The sequence below is a fragment of the Streptomyces sp. NPDC031340 genome, from assembly GCF_055569945.1.
In genome coordinates this window covers 85,990-103,308 of sequence record NZ_JBVIIE010000010.1, presented here as the reverse complement: position 1 = coordinate 103,308, position 17,319 = coordinate 85,990, and the positions used below count along the sequence as shown (strand labels likewise).

Sequence of the window (17,319 nt, the reverse complement as noted above, 5' to 3'; positions counted from 1 at the left end):
CGATGACGGTGCAGACCTCGACGACGAGGCTCACGGTCGCCCAGGCGCTCGTGCGCTTCCTGTCCGCCCAGTACACCGAGCGGGACGGCGTACGGCGCCGGCTCATCGGCGCGACCTGGGGCATCTTCGGCCACGGCAACGTGGCGGGGATCGGCCAGGCACTGGTGGAGTACGCCGCCGACATGCCGTACCACCAGGGCCGCAACGAACAGGCCATGGTGCACGCGGCGGTCGGCTACGCCCGCCAGTCCGACCGGCTGTCCACGCACGCGGTGACGACCTCCATCGGTCCGGGCGCGACCAACCTCGTCACCGGCGCCGCGCTCGCCACGATCAACCACCTCCCGGTCCTGCTGCTGCCCGGCGACGTCTTCGCCGGCCGCCCCGCCGACCCGGTGCTGCAGCAGCTCGAGGTCCCCCACGCCGGCGACGTGTCGGTCAACGACTGCCTGCGCCCGGTGTCGAAGTACTTCGACCGGATCACCCGCCCGCAGGCGCTGATCCCCGCGGCTCTGAACGCGATGCGCGTGCTCACCGACCCGGTGGACACCGGCGCGGTCACGCTCGCGCTGCCGCAGGACGTGCAGGCCGAGGCGTACGACTGGCCCGCGGAGTTCTTCGCGGAGCGCACCTGGGCCGTCCGCCGGCCCGGCCCCGACCCGGCCGAGCTGGCCGACGCGGTCCGGGCGATCCGGGCGGCCCGCCGGCCCCTGGTCGTCGCGGGCGGCGGGGTGCACCACAGCCGTGCCGAGGAGGCCCTCGCGGAGTTCGCGGAGGCCACCCGCATCCCGGTCGCCTCCACCCAGGCAGGCAAGGGCTCGCTGCGCCACGACCACCCGCAGGACGTCGGCGGCGTCGGTCACACCGGCACCGCGACCGCGGACGAACTCGCCCGCACCGCCGACCTGGTGATCGGCGTCGGCACCCGCTACACCGACTTCACCACCGCCTCCGGCACCCTGTTCACCGGCGACGGCGTCCGCTTCCTCAACGTCAACATCGCGCCCTTCGACGGCCACAAGCTGGCCGGCCTGCCGCTGATCGCGGACGCCCGCAGCGGGCTGCAGGAGCTGACCGAGGCGCTGGAGATGCACGACCACCGGGCCGCCGACTCCTACGTCGCGGAGTACACCGAGGACAAGGAGCGCTGGGAGCAGCGCGTCGACGCCTGCTTCGAGGCCGAAGAGCCGGACGTGCGGCCGACCCAGCCGCAGCTCCTCGGCGCCCTGGACGCCGTGGTGGACGAGACGGACGTGATCGTCAACGCGGCCGGTTCGCTCCCCGGCGACCTGCACAAGCTCTGGCGGACCCGCTCCCGCGACCAGTACCACGTCGAATACGGCTACTCCTGCATGGGCTACGAGATCCCGGCCGCGATCGGCGTGAAACTGGCCGCCCCCGACCGCCCCGTCTGGGCGCTGGTCGGCGACGGCACGTACCTGATGATGCCGACGGAGATCGTGACGGCCGTGCAGGAGGGCGTCGCGATCAAGGTCGTCATCGTGCAGAACCACGGATACGCCTCCATCGGCGGCCTGTCGGAGTCGGTGGGCGGCGAACGGTTCGGCACCGCCTACCGCTACCCGGCCGGCGACGGCACCTACACCGGCGCCCCGCTGCCGGTGGACCTCGCCGCCAACGCGGCCAGCCTCGGCATGCGCGTGCTGCGCGCGAAGACCGTCGGGGAGCTGCGCGAAGCGCTCGCCGAGGCCCGGGCCGCCGACACACCCACATGTGTCTACGTCGAGACCGAAACGGCAGACACAGTGTCGGGCGCGCCTCCCGCGCAGGCCTGGTGGGATGTACCCGTGGCCGAGACCGCGACCCGCTCGTCGGCGGTCGAGGCACGAGAGCTGTACGAACGGCACGTCTCTACCCGACGCCGCCATCTGTGAAGGAGATACCTGGCATGACGAAGATCGTCAACCACTGGATCGGCGGCAAGACCGTCGAAGGCGCCTCGGGTACGTTCGGGCCGGTCACCGACCCGGCGACCGGCGCCGTCACCACGAAGGTCGCCTTCGCGACGGTCGACGAGGTCGACGCGGCGGTCGCCGCCGCCAAGGACGCCTACGCGACCTGGGGCCAGTCCTCGCTGGCCAAGCGCACGGAGATCCTCTTCCGCTTCCGCGCCCTGCTGGACGCCAACCGGGACGCGATCGCGGAGCTGATCACCGCCGAGCACGGCAAGGTGCACTCCGACGCCCTCGGCGAGGTGGCGCGCGGCCTGGAGATCGTCGACCTGGCGTGCGGGATCACCGTGCAGCTCAAGGGCGAGCTGTCCACGCAGGTCGCCAGCCGCGTCGACGTGTCCTCGATCCGGCAGCCGCTCGGCGTCGTCGCGGGCATCACGCCGTTCAACTTCCCGGCGATGGTCCCGATGTGGATGTTCCCGATCGCCATCGCCTGCGGCAACACCTTCGTGCTGAAGCCGAGCGAGAAGGACCCGTCGGCGTCGCTGAAGATCGCCGAACTGCTCGCCGAGGCGGGCCTGCCCGACGGCGTCTTCAACGTCGTGCACGGTGACAAGGTGGCCGTCGACCGTCTCCTGGAGCACCCGGACGTCAAGGCCGTCTCCTTCGTCGGCTCGACCCCGATCGCCCGCTACATCCACACCACCGCCTCCGCCAACGGCAAGCGCGTACAGGCCCTGGGCGGCGCGAAGAACCACATGCTGGTGCTGCCGGACGCCGACCTGGACGCGGCCGCGGACGCCGCCGTCTCGGCCGCCTACGGCTCCGCCGGAGAGCGCTGCATGGCCATCTCCGCGGTCGTCGCGGTCGGCTCGGTCGGCGACGAACTGGTGGAGAAGATCCGCGAGCGCGCCGAGAAGATCAAGATCGGCCCCGGCAACGACCCCGCCTCCGAGATGGGCCCGCTGATCACCGCCGTCCACCGGGACAAGGTGGCGTCCTACGTCACGAACGCGGCCGCCGAGGGCGCCGAGGTCGTACTGGACGGCACCGGCTACACGGTCGAGGGCTTCGAGGACGGCCACTGGATCGGCATCTCGCTGCTCGACAAGGTGCCGACCACGGCGAAGGCCTACCAGGACGAGATCTTCGGCCCGGTGCTGTGCGTGCTGCGCGTCGACACCTACGAGGAGGGCCTGGCCCTCATCAACGCCTCGCCCTTCGGCAACGGCACCGCGATCTTCACCCGGGACGGCGGCGCGGCCCGCCGCTTCCAGCTGGAGGTCGAGGCCGGCATGGTCGGCGTGAACGTCCCGATCCCGGTCCCCGTCGGCTACCACAGCTTCGGCGGCTGGAAGGACTCCCTCTTCGGCGACCACCACATCTACGGCAACGACGGCACGCACTTCTACACCCGCGGCAAGGTCGTCACCACCCGCTGGCCCGACCCGGCGGACGCCCCGACGGGCGTCGACCTGGGCTTCCCGCGCAACCACTGAGAGTCACCCGCAGCCCTTGGTGGGGCCGTCCGATACCCGGACGGCCCCACTTTTTTTCCGGCCGCGCTACGGTTACCGTACGGCTGAAAGTGGCCCGTTTTGCGGTCTTGACGCAACGTTAACGCTCGATGAACCGCTCGGCGGCAACGGAATCCGTAGGTAAACGGCCATTGACGTGATGGTTTTCGTCGGGGTTCCATGCTGGCACCGGGAGCGGACGTAGAGACCAGGACGCGATCCGCCGGAGGCGATAGCGCGCTCCCGACCCACACCCTCAGTCGTACAAGTCGATCGGACCTGTTGCATGACCGACACGCTCCGCCCCGCCGAGACCGCCGCCGCAGCGGCGGCGGACAGCCCCCAGAAGCTCAAGCGCTCCATCGGTGTGGTCGGCGGGACCCTGCTGACGCTCTCGTGCGTGACACCGGCCTCCACGCTGTTCGTGGTCGTCCCCGACCTGTTCGGCTCGCTCGGCACCGCCACCGCCCTGACGGTCGCCATCGGCTCCCTGCTCTGTATCGCCGTGGCGTTCTGCTACTCCGAGCTGGGCACCCTCATCCCCAGCGCGGGCGGCGAGTACGCCATGGTGTCGACGATGGCCGGGCGGCTCGCCGGCTGGCTGGTCTTCGTCCTGTCCCTGCTGGTGGTCATGATCGTCCCGCCGGTGATCGCGATGGGCACGGCCGACTACCTCGCCCCGATCGTGCACCTCGACCCGGCGATGACCGGCGCCGGCGTGATGCTGCTGGCCACCCTCGCCGGTCTGCTCGACCTGCGCGCCAACGCCTGGATCACCGGCATCTTCCTGGTCCTCGAGGTCATCGCGGCGGCCGTGGTGGCCTTCCTCGGCTTCGCCCACGGCGAGCGCGGCGCCGGCAGCCTGGTGTCGATGCAGGTGGCCGGCACCGACGGCCACGCGGACACCGTGACGGCCATGATGGTGGTCTCCGGCCTCGCCATCGCCCTCTTCATCACCCAGGGCTTCTCGACCGCCGTCTACCTCTCCGAGGAGCTGGAGCACCCGCGCCGCAACGTCGCCCGCACGGTGCTGGCCACCCTCGCCATCTCCACCGTGATCATCCTGGTCCCGGTCGCCGCGATCACCATGGGCGCCCCCGACATCGCCGCGCTGACCGGCGGCGACATCAGCTCCATGGTCACCGCCTGGTCCAACTCGGCCGTCGGCACCTTCGTCAGCCTCTGCGTGGCCCTCGCGATCATCAACGCCGGCATCGTCATGGTCATCCAGAACTCCCGCGTTCTGTTCGCCTCCGCCCGCGACAAGGCCTGGCCCGAGCCGGTCAACAACGTCTTCTCGCGGCTCGGCCGCTTCGGCTCCCCCTGGGTCGCCACGCTCGCGGTCGGCGTCCCCGGCGCGCTGCTCTGCTTCGTCAACCTCGACACCCTGTACGGCGTGACGGGCGTCTCCGTCACCGGCATGTACCTGCTCGTCGCGGTCGCCGCGCTGCTGTCCCGCCGCGGCCACCACAAGCACACGCCCGCCTGGCGCATGCCGCTGTGGCCCGCGGTGCCGGCGCTGCTGATCGTGGTCCTGGCCTACGTCCTCAGCCAGCAGGAGACCGGCTACCTGCTGTGGACCGGCGGCATCACCGCCGTCGCCACCCTGTACTGGGTCCTGTACCTGCGTCCGCGCAAGGACACCCGCTGGCTGGTGTCCCTCCCCGAGGACGCGCAGGCCTGAGCCCGGCAGCCCGGCAGCCCGGCAGTCCGGCGTACCGCGACCGTGGTACGCCGGCCCCGGCCCGTACTCCCGGGGGAGGGCCGGCGGCTCACCCCGGGGTCTGCCCCGGTCGCCGGCGCCGGCCCGTACCGTTGACGCATGGATCTTCGACTGCCCCGCGTGCGAGGGCTGCTGCGGAGGCCCCGGAGGCTGCTGGCCGCCGGGGCCGCCGTCGTCGTGCTCGCCGGTGCCGGCACCTGGACGGCCGTCGCCTCCGACGACGCCCCCCGGGTGCGTCGCAGCGACCGGGTGATGGCCGTGGACGGGGTGCGCCTGGACACCTCGTACTTCACCGCGGGCCCGGCCGGCCGCCGCCCGGCCGTCCTGCTGGCGCACGGCTTCGGCGGCAGCAAGGCCGACGTCCGGCAGCAGGCCGAGGACCTGGCCAGGGACGGCTACGCGGTGCTGACCTGGTCGGCGCGCGGCTTCGGCGCTTCCACCGGGAAGATCGGGCTGAACGCCCCCGACGCCGAGGTCGCCGACGTCTCCCGGCTCATCGACTGGCTGGCCACCCGGCCCGAGGTGCGGCTCGACAAGGCGGGCGACCCGCGCGTCGGCGTCGCCGGCGCCTCCTACGGCGGCGCGGTCTCCCTGCTGGCCGCGGGCTACGACGACCGGGTGGACGCCATCGCCCCCGCGATCACCTACTGGAACCTGGCGGACGCCCTCTTCCCGAACGGCGTCTTCAAGAAGCTGTGGGCGGGCGTCTTCGTCAACACCGGCGGCGGCTGCGCCAGGTTCGAGACCCGGCTGTGCCGGATGTACGAGCGGGTCGCGCAGTCCGGCACCCCGGACGCAGCCGCGCGCTCCCTGCTCCAGGCCCGCTCGCCGTCCGCCGTCGCCGACCGCATCAAGGTGCCCACGCTGCTGGTGCAGGGCCAGACCGACTCCCTCTTCCCGCTCGGCCAGGCCGACGCGGCCGCCAAGGCGATCCGGGCGAACGGCGCCCCCGTCGACGTCGACTGGATCGCGGGCGGGCACGACGGCGGCGACCTGGAGACCGGCCGCGTGCAGGCGCGCGTGCGCGCCTGGTTCGACCGCTACCTGAAGGACGACCGGCGCGCCGACACCGGCCCGGCCTTCCGCGTCACCCGCACCGGAGGCGTCGACTCCACCGACGGCGCGGCCCGGCTGCGGGGCGCGAGCGGCGACGCGTACCCCGGGCTGGCGAGCGGGCGCCGGACGGTCGCCCTGACCGGACCTGGGCAGAGCTTCGCCAACCCGGCCGGCGCCGGCCCGCCCGCCGTCTCCGCCCTGCCCGGCCTCGGCGGCCTGGGCGGCCTGGCCCAGCTGTCGTCGCTCGGCATCGGGGTGTCGGCCGACTTCCCCGGCCAGTACGCCCGGTTCGAGTCGGCGCCGGTCCGCACCGACCTACGGATCACCGGCTCGCCGACGGTCACCGTCCACGTGCGCTCCACGAGCGACACCGCCGTGCTGTTCGCCAAGGTGTACGACGTCGGTCCCGGCTCGGGGCAGCCGGTGCTGCCCGCCCAGTTGGTCACGCCCGTCCGCGTCGAGGGCGCCAAGGCCGGCAAGGACGTCACGATCACCCTCCCGGCGATCGACCATGAGGTCCAGCGCGGGCACCGGCTGCGCCTGGTCCTGGCCTCCACCGACCTCGGCTACGCCTCCCCTGCGGCCCCGGCGACGTACACCGTCTCCGTGCGCGGCGGACTGCGGGTCCCGACGGCGCCCGGCGTGCGGACGGCCGCCGCGCCGCTGCCCGCGTGGGTGTGGTGGCTGCCGCTCGCCGGCGCGGCGGTCGCCCTGGCCCTGCTGCTGACCGGCCGCCGCCGCACCGCCGCCGCGGCCCCGGACCCGGCGCTCGACGGCGTCCCGCTGCAGATCACCGGCCTGAGCAAGCGGTACGCCGGCGCGGCGGACCGGTACGCGGTCCGCGACCTGTCCTTCCGCGTCGAGAAGGGCCAGGTGCTCGGCCTGCTGGGCCCGAACGGCGCGGGCAAGACCACCACCCTGCGCATGCTGATGGGCCTGATCAGGCCCGACGCCGGCGAGATCCGCGTCTTCGGGCAGGCCGTCCGCCCCGGCTCCCCGGTGCTCTCCCGGGTCGGCGCGTTCGTCGAGGGCGCGGGCTTCCTGCCGCACCTGTCCGGCCGGGAGAACCTGGAGCTGTACTGGCGGGCGACGGGCCGCCCGCCCGAGGACGCGCACCTGGACGAGGCGCTGGAGATCGCCGGCCTCGGCGACGCGCTGGCCCGCGCGGTGCGCACCTACTCGCAGGGCATGCGCCAGCGCCTCGCCATCGCCCAGGCCATGCTGGGCCTGCCCGACCTGCTGATCCTCGACGAGCCGACCAACGGCCTCGACCCGCCGCAGATCCGCGAGATGCGCGAGGTGATGATCCGGTACGCCGCCGCCGGCCGCACCGTGATCGTCTCCAGCCATCTGCTGGCCGAGGTGGAGCAGTCCTGCACCCACCTGGTCGTCATGGACCGCGGCAGGCTCGTCCAGGCCGGCCCGGTGCACGAGATCGTCGGCTCCGGCGACACCCTGCTGGCCGGCCTCGCGGCCCCCGTTTCCGACCCGCTGATCGAGAAGGTGGCGGCACTCCCGGGCGTGCGCTCGGCGGTCCGCACCCCGGAGGGCCTCCTGATCCGCCTGACCCCGGATCCCGCTCCCGCGCCCGCGCCCGCCCCTGCCGGGGCGCCGGTCGGGGCGCCGGACGTGGCACCCGAGTCCGTCGGGGCGACGGAGGCCGGGAGGCCGGTCGCGTCCGTGCCCGTCGGGACGGCGGACGCGCCCGCGTCCGGCCGGACGCCCGAGGCGCCCGGTGCTGTGGCTGCCGCGCGGCTGCTGGCCGAGCTGGTGCGGCTCGACGTTCCGGTCGCCTCGCTCGGCCCCCACCGGCGTCTGGAAGACGCCTTCCTCACCCTGATCGGAGGCTCCGCATGAGCACGCTCGCCGGGCACGGCCCGTCCGCGCAGTCCGCCTCCGGTTACCGGGCCGGCCGCACCCTGCCCGTCCGCGTCGAGCTGGTCCGGCAGTTCAAGCGGCGCCGTACCCTGATCATGGGCGGCATCCTCGCCGCGCTGCCGTTCGTGCTGCTGGTCGCCTTCGCGATCGGCGGCGACCCGGGCGGCCGCAACGCCCAGGTGACGCTGATGGACACGGCCACCGCGTCCGGCGCCAACTTCGCCGCCGTCAACCTGTTCGTGTCGGCGGGCTTCCTGCTGGTGATCCCGGTGGCCCTGTTCTGCGGGGACACGGTCGCCTCCGAGGCGAGCTGGTCCTCCCTGCGCTACCTGCTGGCCGCGCCCGTGCCCCGGGCCCGCCTGCTGTGGTCGAAGCTGGTCGTCGGGCTCGGACTCAGCCTGGCGGCCATGGTGCTGCTGCCCGTGGTGGCGCTCGCCGTCGGCACGGCCGCCTACGGCTGGGGCCCGCTGGAGATCCCGACCGGCGGCGCGCTGGAGCCGGGAACCGCCGCCCAGCGGCTGGCCGTGGTCGTGGCGTACCTCTTCGTGTCCCAACTGGTCACCGCCGGGCTGGCGTTCTGGCTGTCCACGAAGACCGACGCCCCGCTCGGCGCGGTCGGCGGAGCGGTCGGCCTGACCATCGTCGGCAACGTCCTGGACGCCGTGACGGCCCTCGGCGACTGGCGCGACTTCCTGCCCGCGCACTGGCAGTTCGCCTGGGCGGATGCCGTCCAGCCGAACCCCGAGTGGTCCGGCATGATCCAGGGGACGGCGGTCTCGATCACGTACGCGCTGGTGCTGTTCGCCCTGGCCTTCCGCGGTTTCGCCCGCAAGGACGTGGTCTCCTAAGGGCGATGCCGTTCGGTCAGCCGGCTGGTGGGCTTGGCGAGGGGATGTGCTCGACCCGGATGGTGGTCTTGTGGGTTCGGTGGTCGAGTCGCGGTCGACGGCGCGGTACCCATCGAACCGAACATCCGGTCCTGACGTTGCACGGACTGTACGGATGCAGCACCCACTGCACAATGAATCGGAGAGTCAATGCTCAAGGCGCGTATTGCCGCCGGGCTCGGAGCAGCGTCGATGCTGCTGCTGGCCAGTGCACCTGCGCAGGCTGCCAGCTGGGACCCGGCGCATCACTCTGTCCGCAACTGGGCCACAGGGAAGTGTCTGAGCGGCAGTGGCCGCGCGGTCGCCCAGGCCGACTGTGGCACCCCGGTCTCAGGAGGCACTCGATCCACGGACTGGACGTATATGGATCTGGGCACTACGTCGAGTTCCCTCATGCATCGCTACCTGCTCAAGAATGAAGCCACAGGCCTCTGTCTTGACACCAACGGGAGCGATGTCTACCTTTCCGGATGCGTCTCCGCCGATCCGGGCCAGCGCTGGCGGTTCAGCGTCCCCGACGCGGGCTACCAGGGGTTCAGCTCCGACATCACCGACGGCAGCACCCTCCGCTTCCTGACAGGCTGGAACACGGGCGGTGTCTCATTGTCCGAGTCCGCGGACCAAGCTTATAAGCAGTATTGGGCCATCAGCTGATGGGCCTTGATGCCGGATCCTGAATACGGTGTACGCAGCTCGGGTCAGCGTGGTCGACGACTCCTCGAGCGCAGCCTCGAAGGTGATCGGGCTGCGCAGCACCTTCCTCGCCCCCACAGTGATTCGGGTCCCTCCTCGAAGGTCCCGAACAGGTCGCCGCGTCGGGAAGGTCACCGCCGCAGGTGGCGGTAGCCGTAGCTCTCGCTCGCTCCAGCCGCCGTCGCGACGGGTGCGCTCGCTGTTCTGACGCTGACGCCCCTGCTGCAAGGGCAGCGCTGCTGCCGCGGGTTCTGCGGCAGCAGTGCCATTCACATGCATGCGCTGCTTCAGGCGAAGATCTTCGCGGACATGCACCCGTCGGCGAACGGACGGCCGACCATGCCACCACGGACTCCGGACGCACGCTCAGGCAACTCCAGCGGGTACTTCCTCGGGGCAGGCATCGTCAGAGCTCCTCTCGTAGGCCCTGTCTGACCTGCTGTCACCTCTCCCCGCATCTCGGGACACACTCCCGGCCGGAATCAACTCCCGGCAGGTCTCCCACACATCCGGCCCGGCCGTATTTCCGGCCCGTTCCCCATCACCACGGAACGAGTCTGGCCCCGCCGCTCACGCGGCGGGGCCAGAACCCCAAGATCTTCATGAGCCTTCTGGCCAGGCGGGTCGTGGCCCGGCCCCAGGTCGACGGAAGGTCACCCACCGGTCTCGGCGGGCCATGATCGTGGCCGTGTCGAGACCCATCCGCAACTCCCCGTCCCGCACGCTTCCGCCCCCTGCGGCGTCACAGTCAACGACAAGGGACACAGACGTCAACTCACCCAGGGGGCAAGGAAGATGGAGCAGCACCGCACAGCACCGCCGGGCGTCCCGCGTCCGCGCACCCGGCGGCTGCGCCGCACCCTGCTCGCGCTCACGGCCGCGGGCGGCCTGCTGCTGACGGCGGCCTGCAGCGCGGGTGAATCCGGTGGCAGCGCCACGGACGGCCGTGAGCACGGCGCCCTCCCGCCCGCGCCCGCCCCCGGCGAGAGCGGCGGCGAGCAACGGCAGGACGGCACGGCCCGCGAGGACGGCCCTTCCCGGGACCTCGTCTCCACCTTCGCCCTCGACGTCGACACCGCCTCCTACGGCTATGCGCGCCGCACCCTCGCCGAGGGACGCCGGCCCGACCCGTCGACCGTCCGCCCCGAGGAGTTCGTCAACAGCTTCCGCCAGGACTACCGGCGGCCCGACGGCAACGGCTTCACGGTCACCGTCGACGGCGCCCGCACCGACCAGCGCGACTGGTCGCTCGTCCGCGTCGGCCTCGCCACCCGCCCCGCCGGAACGGGCGGCGAACGCCCGCCGGCCGCCCTCACCTTCGTCATCGACGTCTCCGGCTCCATGAGCGAACCGGGCCGCCTCGACCTCGCGCGGAAGTCCCTCGGCACGATGACGGACCGGCTGCGCGACGACGACTCGGTCGCGATCGTCACCTTCAGCGACAAGGCCGAGACCGTCCTGCCGATGACCCGCCTCGGCGGCCACCGCGGCAGGGTCCACGACGCGATCGACGGCCTGGAGCCGAGCTACTCCACCAACCTGGGCGCCGGCGTCAAGACCGGATACGCCACCGCCGTCGAGGGGCGCCGCGCGGGCGCCGTCAACCGGGTCGTCCTCATCTCCGACGCCCTCGCCAACGACGGCGACACCGACCCCGACTCGATCCTCGACCGCATCGCCGCCGCCCGCCGCGAGTACGGCATCACCCTCTTCGGCGTCGGCGTCGGCAGCGACTACGGCGACGCCCTGATGGAGCGCCTCGCCGACAAGGGCGACGGCCACACGGTGTACGTGTCCGACGAGGCCGGGGCCCGCACGGTCTTCAGCGAGCAGCTCCCGCGCAACATCGACCTCACCGCCCGCGACGCCAAGGCCCAGGTCTCCTTCGACCCGGCCACGGTCGCCGAGTTCCGCCTCGTCGGCTACGACGACCGCCGGGTCGCCGACGACGACTTCCGCGACGACCGCGTCGACGGCGGTGAGGTCGGCCCCGGCCACACGGTCACCGCCCTCTACGCCGTACGCACCAGGCCCGGCGCCGACGGCCACCTCGCCACCGCGACCGTCCGCTGGCTCGACCCCGCCACCCGCGCCCCGCACGAGCGCTCCGGCGACCTGGAGACCGGCGCGCTCCACGACACGCTGAGCTCGGCGAGCCCCCGCTTCCAGGTCACGGCCGTCGCCGCCTACTTCGCCGACGCCCTGCGCGCCGGAGCCGACCGCGGCCGCACCCTGCCCGGCGCCCCCGGCCTCGCCGAACTCCAGGACACCGCGTCGGCGCTGGCAGACCGGACCGAGGACGAGGACGTCCGCCACCTGGCCGAAGCGATCCAACAGGCCCACCACACCGACGGCTGACGCCGCCCCCAGGCCCAACCGCCGACGCCCGTCCCGGCCCTCGGACCTCCGACCCCCGGCCTCCGGCTGCCGGCCCCCGGCCCCGACCCCGGTCCGGGCTTCCGGCCCCCAGGCCCTGACCGCGGGCCATGGCCCCCAAGCCTCGGACCGCCGACCCCGCCCCCGACTCCGACCCCGACCGCAATCCCGGCCCCGGCGTCGGGCTCCGGGGCCCCAGCCTCGGGCCTCCGGCCCCAGCCTCTGGGCGATCGGCCGGGCTTCCGGCCCCAGCCGCAGCTCCAGCCCCGGCCTCCGGGCTTCCGGGCCCGGGCCTCGGACCTCCGGGCCCAGCCCGGCCTCCGGGCGTCCGGCAGGGTCTCAGGCTTGCCCCAGGCCACCGGTCTCGGGTCGCTGGCCTCCGGTCCCAGGCCCCGGCTTCGGTCTTCAGGACTCCCGGTCTCCCGACCACCGGCCAGCGGCCCCAGCCCCCGCTTCGGGCCTCCGGCCCCACCGAGCCCTTGGGCTCCCGGGCCACAGGCCCCGGCCACCGGCCCCGGACCCTGCGCTCGGGCCCCCTCCCATGGGCCCCTGGGCGTCCGGCCCCACCGAGCCCTTGGGCTCCGGGCCACCGGCCCGGGCACCCTGCCTCCGGGCCCCCGGTCTCAGCCCCGCCTGCAGGCGTCGGGCCCGACCCCGGTCTTGGGCCACCGGGCGTCCGGCCCCGACTCCGTGCTCCGGCCGGCGGGTCTCCGACCCCGGCCTCGGCGCACCGGCCAGCGGCCCCCGCACCGGCCGGCCCCCCAGCCCCCGCCGCGGATGCGGCCCGACCCATTGACCTTTGTTTACGCGTGGGTAAGTTGACTCCGGAGTAAGTAAGTTCGAGCTGTCCGTCGACGCCGCGACCTGGAGCCGTCATGGGTGTACGCAAGGATCTGAAACGGGCGAAACGGCGCACGGACCTGGCCGCGCGCGCCGAGGTCGAGCTTGTGCGGGACGGCACCGGCACGGTGCGCGAGGTCCGCACCGCCCCCATGGCCGCGCCGGTCACCACCGGCAGCACCGCCGACCTGCCCTTCACCAACGCCGCCGAGGCCCCCGACGCGGTCGTCCTGCGCCGCAGGCGCGAGGCCGGCTGGCAGCCGGTGACCGCCGCCGCGTTCGCCCGCGAGGTCACCGCCGTGGCCAAGGGACTGATCGCCGCGGGCCTCGAACCGGGCGGCCGGGTGGCCGTGATGTCCCGCACCCGCTACGAGTGGACCGTCCTGGACTTCGCGATCTGGGCGGCGGCCGGCCAGACCGTGCCCGTCTACGCCACCTCCTCCGCCGAGCAGGTGGAGTGGATCGTCCGCGACTCCGGCGCCCGGTTCGTCGTCGCCGAGACCGCGGCCAACGCCGACACGGTGACCGTCGCCACGGCCGCCCACCCGACGCCGCCCCGGGTGTGGCAGCTGGACGCGGACGCGCTCGCCGACCTCACCGCCCTCGGCCACGACGTGCCGGACGCCGAGGTCACCAAGCGCCGTACGTCCCTCACCCCCGGCACGATCGCCACCGTCTGCTACACCTCCGGCACCACCGGACGGCCGAAGGGCTGCGTGCTCACCCACGCCAACCTGCACGCCGAGGCCGCCAACACGGTCGAGCTGCTGCACCCCATCTTCAAGGAGGTCACCCACCAGACCGCCTCCACGCTGCTCTTCCTCCCGCTCGCCCACATCCTCGGCCGCACCCTGCAGATCGCCTGCCTGATGGCCCGCATCGAGGTCGGCCACTGCCCCAGCATCAAGCCCGACGAACTGCGCCCCGCACTCAAGGAGTTCCGCCCGACCTTCCTCGTCGGCGTCCCCTACCTCTTCGAGAAGATCCACGACACCGGCCGCGCGACCGCCGAGAAGCTCGGCCGCGGCGCCTCCTTCGACCGCGCGCACCGCATCGGCGTCCGCTTCGGCGAGGCCCACATGAACAGGTTCCTGGGCCGGGGCAAGGGGCCGGGCCCCGGTCTCTACGCCGCCTGGGCCCTGTACGACCTGCTGGTCTACCGCCGCATCCGCAAGGAGATCGGCGGCCGCACCCGCTACGCCATCAGCGGCGGCTCCCCCCTCGACCACGACCTCAACCTGTTCTTCTACGCGGCCGGGATCATCGTCTACGAGGGCTACGGCCTGACCGAGACCAGCGCCGCCGCCACCGTCGTCCCGCCCCTCGCGCCCCGCCCGGGCACCGTCGGCCTGCCCGTGCCCGGCACCGCCGTACGCATCGCCGACGACGGAGAGGTGCTCATCAAGGGAGGCGTCGTCTTCGGCGCGTACTGGAACAACCCCGCCGCCACCGACGCCGTCCTGGACGACGGCTGGTTCGCCACCGGCGACCTCGGCTCCCTCGACGAGGACGGCTACCTCACCATCACCGGCCGCAAGAAGGACATCCTCGTCACCTCCGGCGGCAAGAACGTCTCCCCGGCCGTCCTGGAGGACCGGCTGCGCAGCCGCCCGCCCGTCGGCCAGTGCATCGTCGTCGGCGACAACCGCCCCTTCGTCGCCGCCCTGATCACCCTCGACCCCGAGGCCCTCGCCCACTGGCTGGCGGTCCGCAAGCTGCCCGCGGACACCCCGATGTCCGAGCTGGTGCGCGACCCGCGGATGCGCGCCGACGTGCAGCGGGCCGTGGACTTCGCCAACCAGGCGGTCTCCCGCGCGGAGTCCATCCGCGCCTTCGCCCTCGTCGAGGGCGAATTCACCGAGGAGAACGGGATGCTGACGCCTTCTCTGAAGGTCAAGCGACACGCCGTGCTCGACGTCTACGCCGACGACATCGAGGCGCTGTACGGGGGCGGCGGCCGCTGACCGCCGCCGGGACACACCGAGGGCGGGGCCGCCGGCCGGCGACCCCGCCCTTCGTGGACCGCGTCAGCGCTCGCTGGCGGCGGAGAACAGCGACACGTCCTCCAGCAGGTGCGACAGCGCGCCGTCGCGCTTGGCCTGCGTGGAGTTCTCGGTGCACTGCTGGTTCAGGTCGTCCGACAGGAGCGGCACGTCCTGCAGGACCGTGGCAGGGCCCGGGCCGGCGGCCGCCACGGGGATGTCGTTCACGGCGATGCAAGGCTTGTTGAAGGAGCCCTGGATGAGGGCCATCTGGGGGCTCATGTTGCCGTACGTGGCGGAGTTGCCGTAGTTCTGCATCGCGCCGTTGCCGTTGGCCACGGTCGGGCCGCTGTCGTCGCCCAGGGCCATGGCCTGGGGGGCGGCCGCGGCACAGGCTCCCATGACGGAAGCGGCGACAGCCGCCGACGCGAAGACCTTCTTGATCATTGCTCAGTCCTTTCCGAAGAAACCCCGTTCACCGGAGCCCTCTGGACAACTCCGTGCGGACGGTGCGGTTTCTCCGGTTCACCCGGTCGGCGGACACGGCGAAGCGCGGCGGAACCATTGCGCCACGGCTGTCGCCGGATATTCGAGGCGGTGCGGCCAACCGGGTGAACGCCCGCAACCAATTCCGCCGGGCCCGGTTGTTGTGGCCGTAGGACAGTGCGTCGCTACGAGGAAAGGAATGCGAAGTGCTCAAGAAGGCAATGGCCGCTGCGGCGACCGCCGCTTCTGTCATCGGCATGTCGGTCGCGGCCGCTCCCATGGCTCTTGCCGCGGGTGACGACTCGGGGCCGACCGTGGCCAACGGCAACGGCGCGTCGTCGGCGTTCGGCAACTCGGCGACCAAGGGCGACATGAGCCCGCAGCTGTCGTTCATCGAGGGTTCGTTCAACAAGCCGTGCGCGGCGCTGAACGACATCGACGTCGCGGCCGCCGGCCCGGGCCCTGCCTCGGTCCTGCAGGACGTGCCGCTCCTCTCGGACAAGCTGAACCAGCAGTGCGCCGACAACTCCACGCAGGCCAAGCGCGACGGCGCGCTGTCGCACGTCCTGGAGGACATCGCCGTCCAGTCGCTGATCCGCGACTGAGGCAGTCCGTCCCGTGAACGGTGCGGCGGCCCGCGGACTTCCCCGCGCGGGCCGCTCTCCGTAACGCACTGCTCCTTACGAAGGAGCGACGTCCCACGGCGCGATGCGTTCGGATGAACCGATCGTGTTCCGCGATTCCCTTCCACCTCTGCCGTCAATTCCTGGTGTGCAGATGCGGGTCATGGTGCGAGCCGTTCCTGTTGTGCTCGCTCGGTCTAGGCCGTCATCGAGGCATGACCCCAGAGAAGGGATAGCAATGAAGAAGACCGCTGCCGTTGTCGCGGGTGTTGTTCTGGCACTCGGTATGGCCGCCCCCGCCTTCGCCGACGACGACACGATCGGCGCGGCCATCGGTTCGTCGGGTTTCCTCTCCGGCAACGTGCTCCAGCACCCGGTCCACAACCAGCTGAACGTGTGCGGTAACCAGCACAGCTTCCTCAGCCTGCTGAACGCACCGACGGTCTGTGTCAACCGCTGACGACGTGTGATCCCGGCCGTCCCGGCCGGGTGAGGCCGGTCCCGGGCACCTTGCTGTGCGCCCGGGGTCGGCCTTTCCCATCTCTCCAAGGAAGACCACGACAATGCGACAGACCTTGAGCAAGGGAATGCTGGCGGCCGCCGCTGCGACGACCCTTCTGTCCCTGTACGGCGGCCACGCCTTCGCCGATGCGGACAGCGACGCAGTGGCCGCGGGTTCGCCGGGCGTGCTGGCCGGCGACAACGTCCAGAACCCGGCCGACACGCAGGCCGACGTCTGCGGCACCACCGTCGACGGGCTAGCCGCACTCGACCCGTCCTTCGGCAACGCCTGTGCGAACACGTCGGGTGCGGACGACCACGGTCCGCAGGACACACCGCCCGGCGACGACGCCGGGTACGGGGACGACGCCGGGTACGGGGACGACGCCGGGTACGGGGACGACTCCGGCTACGGCGACGACTCCGGTCACGGCCACGAGACGCCCCCCGGCCAGGTCACGCCGGCGCCTCCCGGCGGTCAGCCCACCCCGGGGCCCACCGGGCCCACCGGGCCCACGTCGCCTCCCGGCGGTCAGCCCACCCCGGGCCCCACCGGGCCCACGCCGCTGCCCTACGGTGGCGAGGAGACGCATCCCGGCGGTGGGTCCACTCCCGCCCCGCCCTACGGCGAGGACCGCGCCCTGCCCGGCAGCCAGGGCACCAAGGCGTCCTCCGCGGACTCGTCCCAACTGGCCCACACCGGCGGCGGCGTCGGACTGGCCGCCCCGGCTGCCGGGGCCGCCGTGCTGCTGGCGGCCGGAGCCGTGCTGTACCGGCGAGGCCGCCCCGCGTCCCGCCGGTAGCGCGCCGGGTGCCGGACGCGGGACCGTCCGGCACCCGACCT

Annotated in this window: 12 protein-coding genes; 11 read left to right on the top strand and 1 reads right to left on the bottom strand. The window is 72.8% G+C overall.

The window, feature by feature from the left end; translation table 11 throughout:
• The first annotated feature begins 2 nt into the window (after positions 1-2).
• The 8 genes from iolD to ACZ5GT_RS09875 all read left to right on the top strand — a co-directional run bounded on the left by iolD (position 3) and on the right by ACZ5GT_RS09875 (position 14,847).
• Positions 3-1,895 carry a 3D-(3,5/4)-trihydroxycyclohexane-1,2-dione acylhydrolase (decyclizing) gene (iolD, locus tag ACZ5GT_RS09910; protein ID WP_469018074.1) on the top strand — a complete coding sequence of 631 codons (1,893 nt, stop codon included), beginning with the start codon at positions 3-5 and terminating at the stop codon, positions 1,893-1,895.
• Between the two features lie 14 nt (positions 1,896-1,909).
• Positions 1,910-3,412: a CoA-acylating methylmalonate-semialdehyde dehydrogenase gene (mmsA, locus tag ACZ5GT_RS09905; RefSeq protein WP_469018071.1), complete on the top strand. Its 1,503-nt coding sequence runs from the start codon at positions 1,910-1,912 to the stop codon at positions 3,410-3,412.
• Positions 3,413-3,716: 304 nt separating this feature from the next.
• Positions 3,717-5,114: an APC family permease gene (locus ACZ5GT_RS09900; RefSeq protein ID WP_469018069.1), complete on the top strand. Its 1,398-nt coding sequence runs from the start codon at positions 3,717-3,719 to the stop codon at positions 5,112-5,114.
• Positions 5,115-5,252: 138 nt separating this feature from the next.
• Positions 5,253-8,066 (top strand): alpha/beta fold hydrolase, encoded by a 2,814-nt coding sequence (locus tag ACZ5GT_RS09895; RefSeq protein WP_469018066.1) that lies wholly within the window; start codon positions 5,253-5,255, stop codon positions 8,064-8,066.
• A complete protein-coding gene (locus ACZ5GT_RS09890) occupies positions 8,063-8,935 on the top strand; it encodes an ABC transporter permease (protein ID WP_469018063.1) in 873 nt (290 codons plus the stop codon). The genes ACZ5GT_RS09895 and ACZ5GT_RS09890 overlap by 4 nt, the downstream gene beginning before the upstream one ends.
• Positions 8,936-9,124: 189 nt before the next feature.
• Entirely contained in the window at positions 9,125-9,628 is a 504-nt protein-coding gene (locus ACZ5GT_RS09885; RefSeq protein ID WP_469018058.1) for a hypothetical protein, read from the top strand.
• A gap of 834 nt (positions 9,629-10,462) precedes the next feature.
• On the top strand, positions 10,463-12,025 hold the full coding sequence (locus ACZ5GT_RS09880) for a vWA domain-containing protein (protein WP_469018053.1): 1,563 nt from the start codon (positions 10,463-10,465) through the stop codon (positions 12,023-12,025).
• Between the two features lie 893 nt (positions 12,026-12,918).
• Positions 12,919-14,847 (top strand): AMP-dependent synthetase/ligase, encoded by a 1,929-nt coding sequence (locus ACZ5GT_RS09875; RefSeq protein ID WP_469018050.1) that lies wholly within the window; start codon positions 12,919-12,921, stop codon positions 14,845-14,847.
• Positions 14,848-14,910: 63 nt separating this feature from the next.
• On the opposite strand, the gene ACZ5GT_RS09870 is transcribed toward ACZ5GT_RS09875, so the two are convergent.
• Positions 14,911-15,312, bottom strand: coding sequence for a rodlin (locus ACZ5GT_RS09870; protein ID WP_469018047.1), 402 nt, complete (start codon positions 15,310-15,312; stop codon positions 14,911-14,913).
• Positions 15,313-15,557: 245 nt separating this feature from the next.
• On the opposite strand from ACZ5GT_RS09870, the gene ACZ5GT_RS09865 reads away from it, so the two are divergent.
• The 3 genes from ACZ5GT_RS09865 to ACZ5GT_RS09855 all read left to right on the top strand — a co-directional run bounded on the left by ACZ5GT_RS09865 (position 15,558) and on the right by ACZ5GT_RS09855 (position 17,278).
• Positions 15,558-15,956 carry a rodlin gene (locus tag ACZ5GT_RS09865; RefSeq protein ID WP_469018044.1) on the top strand — a complete coding sequence of 133 codons (399 nt, stop codon included), beginning with the start codon at positions 15,558-15,560 and terminating at the stop codon, positions 15,954-15,956.
• A gap of 256 nt (positions 15,957-16,212) precedes the next feature.
• Positions 16,213-16,434, top strand: a complete 222-nt coding sequence (locus ACZ5GT_RS09860; RefSeq protein WP_360750464.1) for a chaplin — start codon at positions 16,213-16,215, stop codon at positions 16,432-16,434.
• A 103-nt stretch (positions 16,435-16,537) separates the two neighbouring features.
• Entirely contained in the window at positions 16,538-17,278 is a 741-nt protein-coding gene (locus tag ACZ5GT_RS09855) for a chaplin (protein WP_469018039.1), read from the top strand.
• Positions 17,279-17,319: the final 41 nt, after the last annotated feature.

Excerpts from the sequence above, each read along its gene's own strand:
- ACZ5GT_RS09890 (WP_469018063.1), top strand. The coding sequence starts at position 8,063 with ATGAGCACGCTCGCCGGGCACGGCCCGTCCGCGCAGTCCGCCTCCGGT.
- ACZ5GT_RS09900 (WP_469018069.1), top strand. The coding sequence starts at position 3,717 with ATGACCGACACGCTCCGCCCCGCCGAGACCGCCGCCGCAGCGGCGGCG.
- iolD (WP_469018074.1), top strand. The coding sequence starts at position 3 with ATGACGGTGCAGACCTCGACGACGAGGCTCACGGTCGCCCAGGCGCTC.
- mmsA (WP_469018071.1), top strand. The coding sequence starts at position 1,910 with ATGACGAAGATCGTCAACCACTGGATCGGCGGCAAGACCGTCGAAGGC.
- ACZ5GT_RS09880 (WP_469018053.1), top strand. The coding sequence starts at position 10,463 with ATGGAGCAGCACCGCACAGCACCGCCGGGCGTCCCGCGTCCGCGCACC.
- ACZ5GT_RS09885 (WP_469018058.1), top strand. The coding sequence starts at position 9,125 with ATGCTCAAGGCGCGTATTGCCGCCGGGCTCGGAGCAGCGTCGATGCTG.
- ACZ5GT_RS09895 (WP_469018066.1), top strand. The coding sequence starts at position 5,253 with ATGGATCTTCGACTGCCCCGCGTGCGAGGGCTGCTGCGGAGGCCCCGG.
- ACZ5GT_RS09855 (WP_469018039.1), top strand. The coding sequence starts at position 16,538 with ATGCGACAGACCTTGAGCAAGGGAATGCTGGCGGCCGCCGCTGCGACG.
- ACZ5GT_RS09860 (WP_360750464.1), top strand. The coding sequence starts at position 16,213 with ATGAAGAAGACCGCTGCCGTTGTCGCGGGTGTTGTTCTGGCACTCGGT.
- ACZ5GT_RS09875 (WP_469018050.1), top strand. The coding sequence starts at position 12,919 with ATGGGTGTACGCAAGGATCTGAAACGGGCGAAACGGCGCACGGACCTG.
- ACZ5GT_RS09870 (WP_469018047.1), bottom strand. The coding sequence starts at position 15,312 with ATGATCAAGAAGGTCTTCGCGTCGGCGGCTGTCGCCGCTTCCGTCATG.